At 75.0% G+C, this 8,831-nt stretch carries 9 protein-coding genes; 6 read left to right on the plus strand and 3 right to left on the minus strand.

Going from position 1 to position 8,831, the window contains the following annotated elements; all coding sequences use genetic code 11:
• From ABD823_RS33750 to der, 5 genes are all read left to right on the plus strand, one after another.
• A partial coding sequence (locus ABD823_RS33750) for a pseudouridine synthase (RefSeq protein WP_344866908.1) occupies nucleotides 1-1,403 on the plus strand: 1,403 nt, incomplete at its 5' end.
• 76 nt (nucleotides 1,404-1,479) lie between these two features.
• Nucleotides 1,480-1,839: a chorismate mutase gene (gene aroH, locus ABD823_RS33755; protein ID WP_344866910.1), complete on the plus strand. Its 360-nt coding sequence runs from the start codon at nucleotides 1,480-1,482 to the stop codon at nucleotides 1,837-1,839.
• A gap of 34 nt (nucleotides 1,840-1,873) precedes the next feature.
• Nucleotides 1,874-3,076, plus strand: a complete 1,203-nt coding sequence (locus ABD823_RS33760) for a prephenate dehydrogenase (protein WP_344866912.1) — start codon at nucleotides 1,874-1,876, stop codon at nucleotides 3,074-3,076.
• A gap of 131 nt (nucleotides 3,077-3,207) precedes the next feature.
• Nucleotides 3,208-3,873, plus strand: coding sequence for a (d)CMP kinase (cmk, locus tag ABD823_RS33765; RefSeq protein ID WP_344866914.1), 666 nt, complete (start codon nucleotides 3,208-3,210; stop codon nucleotides 3,871-3,873).
• Nucleotides 3,870-5,291 (plus strand): ribosome biogenesis GTPase Der, encoded by a 1,422-nt coding sequence (gene der, locus ABD823_RS33770; RefSeq protein WP_344866916.1) that lies wholly within the window; start codon nucleotides 3,870-3,872, stop codon nucleotides 5,289-5,291. Before cmk ends, der begins: the two co-directional genes overlap by 4 nt.
• A 104-nt stretch (nucleotides 5,292-5,395) precedes the next feature.
• Here the strand turns inward: der and ABD823_RS33775 are convergent, their stop codons facing one another.
• Complete coding sequence (locus tag ABD823_RS33775; protein WP_344866918.1) at nucleotides 5,396-6,412, minus strand: aldo/keto reductase; 1,017 nt, start codon at nucleotides 6,410-6,412, stop codon at nucleotides 5,396-5,398.
• A 113-nt stretch (nucleotides 6,413-6,525) separates the two neighbouring features.
• Nucleotides 6,526-6,960, minus strand: coding sequence for a PPOX class F420-dependent oxidoreductase (locus tag ABD823_RS33780; RefSeq protein WP_344866920.1), 435 nt, complete (start codon nucleotides 6,958-6,960; stop codon nucleotides 6,526-6,528).
• A gap of 107 nt (nucleotides 6,961-7,067) precedes the next feature.
• On the opposite strand from ABD823_RS33780, the gene ABD823_RS33785 reads away from it, so the two are divergent.
• A complete protein-coding gene (locus ABD823_RS33785; protein ID WP_344866922.1) occupies nucleotides 7,068-7,907 on the plus strand; it encodes a helix-turn-helix domain-containing protein in 840 nt (279 codons plus the stop codon).
• 31 nt (nucleotides 7,908-7,938) lie between these two features.
• Here the strand turns inward: ABD823_RS33785 and ABD823_RS33790 are convergent.
• The coding region (locus tag ABD823_RS33790; protein ID WP_486352091.1) for an MFS transporter at nucleotides 7,939-8,831 on the minus strand (893 nt) is incomplete at its 5' end.

Raw genomic sequence — 8,831 nt, forward strand, 5'->3', positions numbered from 1 at the left:
ACCGGGGCGGTTTCCGCTCCGAGGGTCCGCGTCGGGACGAGCGGGGCGGGTTCCGTGAGGAGCGCGGCGGGTTCCGGGCGGACCGGGGCGGTTTCCGCTCCGAGGGTCCGCGTCGGGACGAGCGGGGCGGGTTCCGTGAGGAGCGCGGCGGGTTCCGGGCGGACCGGGGCGGTTTCCGCTCCGAGGGTCCGCGTCGGGACGAGCGGGGCGGGTTCCGCGCCGAGGGCCCGCGTCGGGACGAGCGGGGCGGGTTCCGTGAGGAGCGGGGCGGTTCGCGCAGCCGGTACGGCAGGCCGTCCGAGGGCGAGCGCGGGGGCTTCCGCTCTCGCGACGACCGCGGCTTCCGCGGCGACCGGGCCGGTTCCGGGCACCGCGACGACCGCCCGGACTTCCGCGTCGAGGCCCCCCGCCGGGAGGAGCGAGGCGGCTCGCGCGGCCGGTACGGCAGGGCCGGCGGCCGCCGAGACGAGATCCAGACGATCGGCGGCGGACGCTCCGGGTACGGCCAGAGCCGTCCCGAGCGGGGCCGTCCCGCCCCGGACCGCGCCCCCGCGGCGAAGGCCGGGCGCCGGCCGGGCACGATCGAGAACGACAGGTTCAAGACCGCCCGCCAGCCCAAGCGGGACTTCGACTTCTACGGCGACGACTACACCGACGAGCGCGACACCACCGAGGTCCCGGACGGCGTCCGGCTGCAGAAGGTGCTCGCCCAGGCGGGGGTGGCCAGCCGGCGCGCCTGCGAGGCGATGATCGGCGAGGGCCGGGTGACGGTCGACGGCCAGGTGGTCCGCCGCTTCGGCGCCCGCGTCGACCCGACGAAGCAGGTCATCCACGTGGACGGCAAGCGCCTGCCGACCATGCCCGACCTGGTCTACTTCGCCATCAACAAGCCGATCGGCGTGGTCAGCACCATGTCCGACCCCGAGGGGCGCCCGTCGCTCGCCGACTACGTGGCCGACCGCTCCGAGCGCCTGTTCCACGTGGGCCGGCTCGACACCGAGACCGAGGGCCTGATCCTGCTCACCAACGACGGGGAGCTGGCCAACCGCCTGACCCACCCCAGCTACGGCGTGCAGAAGAAGTACTGGGCGAAGGTCCCCGGCCGGATCAAGCCGGACCTGGTCCGCCGCCTGAAGAAGGGCGTCGAGCTGGAGGACGGCGTCGTCAGGGTCGACTCCTTCAGCGTGGTGCAGGAGCACGGGCAGCAGTCTCTGGTCGAGATCGTCCTGCACGAGGGGCGCAAGCACATCGTCCGCCGCCTGCTGGAGGAGGTCGGGCACCCGGTCATCGACCTGGCCCGCATCGAGTTCGGCCCGGTGAAGCTGGGCCGCCTCAAGCCGGGCACCGTGCGCGCGCTGACGACCAGGGAGGTCGGAGAGCTGTACGCCGCCGTCGGACTGTAATCTTCCTGAATGCAGACGTTCGGGACACGCCGGATCGCGACGGGCGATCCGGCGTGAACAGTACGGAGGAACGACGATGGTGCGGGCGATCCGCGGTGCGATCCAGGTCGAGGGCAACGACCGTGACGCGATCCTGTCCGGGGTCACCGAGCTGGTCACCGAGGTGATGGAGCGCAACGGGCTCACCACCGACGACGTGATCAGCGTGATCTTCACGGCGACGCCCGACCTGAACGCGGAGTTCCCCGCGCTGGCCGCCCGCAAGCTCGGCTTCCACGACGTGCCGCTGATCTGCTGCACCGAGATCGACGTGCCGGGCGCGCTGCCGCACGTCGTGCGGCTGATGGCGCACGTGGAGACCGACAGGCCCCGACAGGAGATCCAGCACGTCTACCTGCGTGGCGCGGTGGCGTTGAGGGTGGACATCGCCCAATGATTCCCTCATGCGCGACCACGTCCCGGGAGGACACATGAGCGGCCTGGAGTCCGTCCTCGTCGTCGGCACGGGCCTGATCGGCACCTCCGTCGCCCTGGCCCTGCGCGAGCACGGCGTCACGGTCTACCTGACCGACCGCGACCCGGCGGCCGTACGGCTGGCCAGCGAGCTCGGCGCGGGCGTCGAGTGGACCCCGGGCCGCCCCGCCGACCTGCCGGCGGACGCGGAGTGGCACCCCGGGCGGCCGGTGGACCTGGCGGTCGTCGCCGTCCCGCCGCCCGTGGTCGCCGAGCGGCTCGCGGAGCTCCAGCGGGCCGGGGCCGCGCGCTTCTACACGGACGTGGCCAGCGTCAAGGCGCTCCCGATCCGGCAGGCCAGGCGGCTCGGCTGCGACCTGTCCGTCTACGCGGCCGGGCACCCCCTGGCGGGGCGGGAGCGCTCCGGTCCCGCCGCGGCCCGCGCCGACCTGTTCCTCGGCCGCCCGTGGGCGCTGTGCCCGACGGAGGAGACCTCGCCCGACGCGCTGGAGGTCCTGCGCGGACTGGTCAAGCTCTGCGGCGGCGAGGCCGTCGAGGTGGACGCCGTCCAGCACGACCGGGCCGTGGCCCTCGTCTCGCACGCCCCGCACGTGGCGGCCGCCGCGGTGGCCGCCCGGCTCGCCGACGCCCCCGCCACCGCGCTGGGCCTGGCCGGGCAGGGGGTGCGGGACGTCACGCGGATCGCCGCCGGGGACCCGGGCCTGTGGACCGGGATCCTGTCGGGCAACGCGCTCCCGGTGGCCGAGGTCCTGGAGGCGGTGGCGGCCGACCTGGCCGCCGCCGCGGCCGGCCTGCGGGCCGCCGCCGGTGCGCCGGAGGCTCCGGCGGACGGGGCGGTTCCGCGGGACGGCGCCCCGGCCGCCGCGGCGGCCGGACCCGTGACGGGCGCGGAGACGGGCCCCGGGATGGGTACGGTCACCGACCTGCTCAGGCGCGGGGTCGCGGGCACCGGCCGGATCCCCGGCAAGCACGGCGGCCCGGCGCGGGACTACGCGACCGTCCAGGTCATCATCGGCGACCGCCCGGGCGAGCTGGCCCGGCTGTTCCAGGTGGCCCAGGCGGCCGGCGTCAACATCGAGGACGTCCGCCTGGAGCACGCTCCCGGCCTGCCGCTGGGCGCCGCCGACCTGTCGGTGCAGCCGGAGGCCGTGGACGCCCTGGTGCGGGCGCTGCGCGCCCACGGGTGGCACCTGCCCTGACGCTCGGTGCGCGGCCGGCTCCGGACTCCCGGTAGCCTCGTACGGACAACTCAAACGGGCGGTAAGCCGCCCCGCGGGCACGGGCGCAGGTCCGTCCGGCGCGGGGCGTCCACGAGCGGAGCGAGCCACAGATGAACACGGTGACCGGACTGGTCGTCGCAATGGACGGGCCTTCGGGGTCGGGCAAGTCGAGCGTGTCGCGCGGGGTCGCACGGGCGCTGGGGCTGCGTTATCTCGACACCGGTGCGATGTACCGGGCGGTCACCTGGTGGATGCTCCGGCAGGAGGTCGCACTGGACGACCCGGCGGCGATCGCGGCCCGGGCCCTGGAGCCGGTCCTGACGATGGGGACCGACCCCGGCGCTCCGGCGGTGGCCGTGGACGGGACCGACGTGGCCGGGCCCATCCGCACGGCCGAGGTCACCTCGGCCGTCTCCGCGGTCAGCGCCGTGCCCGAGGTGCGGCGCCGGCTCGTCGCCGAGCAGCGGGAGATCATCGGGGCGGGCGGCATCGTCGTGGAGGGCCGGGACATCGGCACCGTGGTCGCGCCGGACGCCCCGGTCAAGATCTACCTGACCGCGAGCGCGGACGCCCGGGCGGCCCGTCGCAGCGCGGAGCTGGCCGGCACCACGGTGGAGGCGCAGAAGGCCGCGATGGCCAGGCGCGACACCCTGGACTCGACGAGGAAGACCGACCCGCTGGCGATGGCGGCCGACGCCGTCGAACTCGACACCACGGCGCTGAACCTCGATGAGGTCATCGCCGAGGTCCTACGTGTGATCAAGGAAAAGGCGTGACGGAACACGACGAAGACCGCGGCTGGATCGACGCAGAGCTCGCCGATCTGGGTACCGACGACAGCTCGCAGGAGGAGGCGCCGGACTCCGGCCCGCTTCCGGTGGTGGCCGTGGTGGGCCGGCCCAACGTGGGCAAGTCCACCCTGGTCAACAGGATCATCGGCCGCCGGGAGGCGGTCGTGGAGGACGTGCCCGGCGTGACGCGCGACCGGGTGACCTACGAGGCCACCTGGCGGGGGCGCCGCTTCACGGTGGTCGACACCGGCGGGTGGGACCCCGACGCGACCGGCATGGCCCAGCGGATCGCCGAGCAGGCGCAGATCGCGGCCGAGCTGGCCGACGTCATCCTGTTCGTGGTGGACGCCGCGGTGGGGGTGACCGACTCCGACGAGATCGTCGGCCATGTGCTGCGCGGCTCGGGCAAGCCGGTGATCCTGGCCGCGAACAAGGTCGACAACCAGCAGATGGAGCTGGAGGCCGCCGCGCTCTGGTCGCTCGGCCTGGGCGAGCCGCACCCGGTCTCGGCCCTGCACGGCCGCTCCAGCGGCGACCTGCTCGACGTGGTGCTCGACAAGCTGCCCGAGACGCCGCCGCAGCGTTTCGGCGCCGAACGGGGGCCGCGCAGGATCGCGCTGCTCGGCAAGCCCAACGTGGGCAAGTCCTCGCTGCTGAACAAGCTCGCGGGCAGCGAGCGCGTCCTGGTCGACCCGATGGCCGGCACCACGCGCGACCCCGTCGACGAGCTGATCGAGCTCGGCGGGAAGACCTGGCGTTTCGTGGACACCGCCGGCATCCGCCGCCGCGACCGCGAGCTCAAGGGCGCCGACTTCTACGCCAGCATGCGGACCAGGAGCGCCCTGGAGCGCTCGGAGCTGGCGGTCGTGCTCATCGACGCCAGCGAGGTGCTGACCGAGCAGGACCTGCGGATCATCTCGCTGGTGATCGAGTCGGGCCGGGCCATGGTCGTGGCGTTCAACAAGTGGGACCTGCTCGACGAGGACCGCCGCTACTACCTGGAGAAGGAGATCGACCGGCAGCTCGTCCGCGTGCCGTGGGCGCTGCGCGTCAACATCTCCGCCAAGACCGGCTGGCACGTGGACCGGCTGGTCCCGGCGATCGAGCGGGCCCTGGAGTCCTGGTCCACCCGGGTGCCGACGGCCCGCCTGAACGCCTTCCTGTCCGAGCTGGTCGCGGCGACCCCGCCGCCGGTGCGGGGCGGCAAGCAACCCAAGATCCTCTTCGCCACGCAGGCGTCGACGGAGCCGCCGAAGTTCGTGCTGTTCACCTCGGGGTTCCTGGAGGAGACCTACCGCCGCTTCATCGAGCGCCGGATCCGCGAGGAGTTCGGGTTCGCCGGCTCCCCCATCGACGTCACGATGCGGATCCGGGAGAAGAAGCAGGCCCAGAAGAAGAAGTAGCAGCGACGGCAAGCGGCGGCGCCGCGGGCGGCACCCGGGGGGTGCGCGCGGCACCGCCGGGGACACCGCCGCCGTACGGCCCGGCGCCCGCCGGGCCGTACGGTCTACGGCCGGGCGGCGGTCCTCGCGTACGCCTCGCCGAACACCCACGGGTCGGCCTCGCACTCGGCGATGAAGTCGCCGGGGAAGCCCAGGGCGAACTCCGCCGCCGACTCCAGCCGCCGCACCGCCTCCCCGGGGAGGACGAGGCCTGCCGCGCCCAGGTTCTCCTTGAGCTGCGCGGTGTCGCGCGCGCCGATGATCGGGTGTACGGCGGCGGAGCGGGCGCGGGTCCAGGCGATCGCCACCTGGGCCGGGGTCGCGCCCAGCTCGCCCGCGACCTCCCGTACGGCGCGCGCGACCGCGTGGTCGCGGGGGGTGAGGGAACCGGGGTCGACCCGGGTGGCCCCGCCGGCTCCTCCCGGTCCGGTGAACTTCCCGGACAGCACCCCGCCGGCGAGCGGTCCCCAGGCGGCGACGCTCATCCCGAACGCCTCGGCCATCGGCAGCAGCTCCCGCTCGATGTCGCGCCTGAGCAGGTTGTACGGCACCTGCAGGCCCGCGAACGGCGTCCAGCCCCGCCACTCCGCCAGCGTGCAGGCGCGGGCGACCAGCCAGGCCGGGGCGTCGGAGACGCCCACGTAGAGGATCTTCCCGGCGCGCACGGCGTCGTCCAGCGCCCGCATCGTCTCCTCCACCGGGGTGTGGCGGTCCCAGATGTGCACCCAGTACAGGTCGATGTAGTCGGTCCGCAGCCGCCGGAGGCTGCGCTCCAGCGACAGGGTGAGGTTCTTGCGGTGGTTGCCGGCGGCGTTCGGGTCGGTGCGGTCGCGGGAGAGCGTGTACTTGGTGGAGACGACGAAGCGGTCACGGCGGCCGGCGAGGAGCCCGCCGAGGACGTCCTCGCTCTCGCCGTACGCCGAGGCGGTGTCGACGACGTTGCCCCCGGCGTCGGCGTAGGCGTCGAGCATGGCGCGGTACTCCTGCGCGGCCTCGGGGCCGCCGCGCTCGTGGAAGGTCATCGCGCCGAAGAACAGCTCCGACACCCGCAGGCCGGTCCGGCCCAGCAGTCGGTAACGCAAGGAGGGTCCTTTCAGGATCGGTCGTGTTCGGGGCGAGCGGTCCCCGGCCCCGCCGCTCCCGGACCGCCGCGGCAGGTCCCGGCGGGCGGTGAGGCTCCGGGGCACCTGCGGTCTCAGGGCACGTCGCGTGCCGACATCTCGAAGGAGCCGGTGCTGATGCCCCAGGTCAGGATCCGCCGCGGGCGGATCAGGATCCACGCGGGGTCGAACGGGAACGGCGCGCCGAGGCGCTCGCCCACCCGCTCCCCGCCCTCGGTGCGGGTCTCCGCGCGCCCGCGGATCTCGATCCCGCGCGGCGTCCACGGATCCACGGCCGCGAGGTCGTCGACGACGAACGCCACGTCGGGGTTGTGCCGCGAGTCGCGGAACTTCTTGCTCCCCGCCATGCCGGAGCCGGCGACCCCGCCGATCACGATCGCCTCGGTCTCGGGGTCGTAGATGACCCCCACGGGTCTGACCGCGGGTCTGCCGTCGCGGCCGACCGTGGCGAGCCGTCCCAGCGGCTGACCGGTCAGGTAGGCGACTTCATCATCGGTGAACACGCTCATGGATCCGAGACTGCCGGGCCGGGCGCGGCCCGGGGAGGCCGCGGTGAGACTGGTCCCGGCAGGGCCATGATCACGGCGGGGCGGCGCGCGCCGCGTAGACTCCCCCCATGGGAGACAACGAGCTGGGGGCGTTCCTGCGCGCCCGGAGAGAGGCCGTCGCCCCCGCCGACGTGGGGCTCCCCGGCGGGCCGCGCCGCCGTACCCCCGGGCTGCGCCGCGCCGAGCTGGCCACGCTCGCCGGAGTCAGCGTGGAGTACCTCACGCGCCTGGAGCAGGGGCGCGACCGCCGCCCCTCCGCCGAGGTGCTCGCCGCGCTCGCCGACGCGCTGGGCCTCTCCGCCGACGAGCGGGTCCACCTGCACCGCCTGGTCAAGACGGTGACCGGCGGCTCCTGCCAGGGCGGCGCGCCGCGGCCCCACTCGGTACGCCCCACGGTGAGGGCGCTGCTCGACCGGCTCGAACCGGCCCCGGCGCTGGTGGTCGACCGGCTGGGCGGGATACTCGCCCGCACGGCCGGCTACGAGCGGCTCGCGGGCCCCGTCGGCCTGCTGGACGCCCGTCCGCCCAACCTCACCAGGTTCGTCTTCACCGACGCCCGGGCACGGGCCGCCTTCCCCGACTGGGACCGCGTCGCCGACGCGCGGGCAGCCGGCCTGCGGGCCGCCGCGGCCCTCGGCGACCGCCACGCCGCGGCCCTCGCCGAGGAGCTGACCGCCGCCGCCGGTCCCCCCTTCGGCGACCGCTTCGCGGCCCCGGCCGCCCTGCCCGGCCGCACGGGCGTCGAGCGGTGGGCGCATCCCCTGGCGGGAGAGCTGCTGCTGGCCTACGAGAGCCTGGAGATCCCCGACACCGACGAGCAGCGCCTGATCGTGCACCTGCCGGCCGACGACGCCACCGCGGCCGCGCTCGACCTGCTGACCGGGGCCGTTCCGGCGCCGCCGGGGTGAGCGGTGCCGCCGGGGTGAGCGGGGCCGGAGGTCACCCCGGCGCCCGTGCGCCCGCCCGGCGCGGCAGGAACAGCGCCGCCAGCGCTCCGACGGCGCACAGGACCGCGGTGATCAGGAAGATCTCGCTGTACTCGGTGTGCAGCGCGGCCTTCACCCGCGCCTCGTACTCCGCCAGGCGCCGCGCGTAGACGTCGGCCTCGACGCCGAACGGCAGCGGCGTGTCCAGGTGGGCGGTGAGCGACTGGAACCGGTGGAAACCCCAGGCGGACAGGGCCGCCACGCCCAGCAGCATGCCCATCATCCGCGCCACGACCACCGCGGCCGAGGCCACCCCGTGCCGGTCGGACGGCACGGCGCGCAGCACCGCCGAGGAGACCGGCGCGATGACCAGGCCGAGACCCAGGCCGGCCGTGATCAGGTCGGCGTCCATCCGGTACCCGGCGGAGGCCAGGTCGAGCGGCCACTGGCCGATGCGGACGTAGCCGGCCGCGGCGACCGCCATCCCGAGGACCGTGACCGGGCGCTCGCCGTACCGGCGGGCCATGACCCCGCCGAGCAGGGCGGACACGGACAGCGCGACGAGGAAGCGGGACAGCACCAGCGTGCCGTCCAGCGTCCCCAGACCGAGCAGCGTCTGCGCCGACAGCTGCACGTCCACGAGGGTGACCAGCAGCGCGGATCCGGCCAGGAGGCTGACCGCGAGGGTGGCGAGGAACGGCCCGCGCGCCACCCCGGCCAGGTCGATCAGCCGAGTGCGGGCGCGTACCTCCCAGGCGACGAACGCGACGCCCGCCGCGGCCCCCGCGATGATCGCCGGCAGGCCCCACGGGGGCAGCACGGACGTGCCCGGGTCGGGGTTGTACAGGCCGGCGACGAGCAGGCCGAGCGCCAGGGCCAGCAGCAGGCCGCCGACCACGTCGATCC

This window comes from Planomonospora alba (assembly GCF_039534085.1).
Lineage (GTDB): Bacteria > Actinomycetota > Actinomycetes > Streptosporangiales > Streptosporangiaceae > Planomonospora_B > Planomonospora_B alba.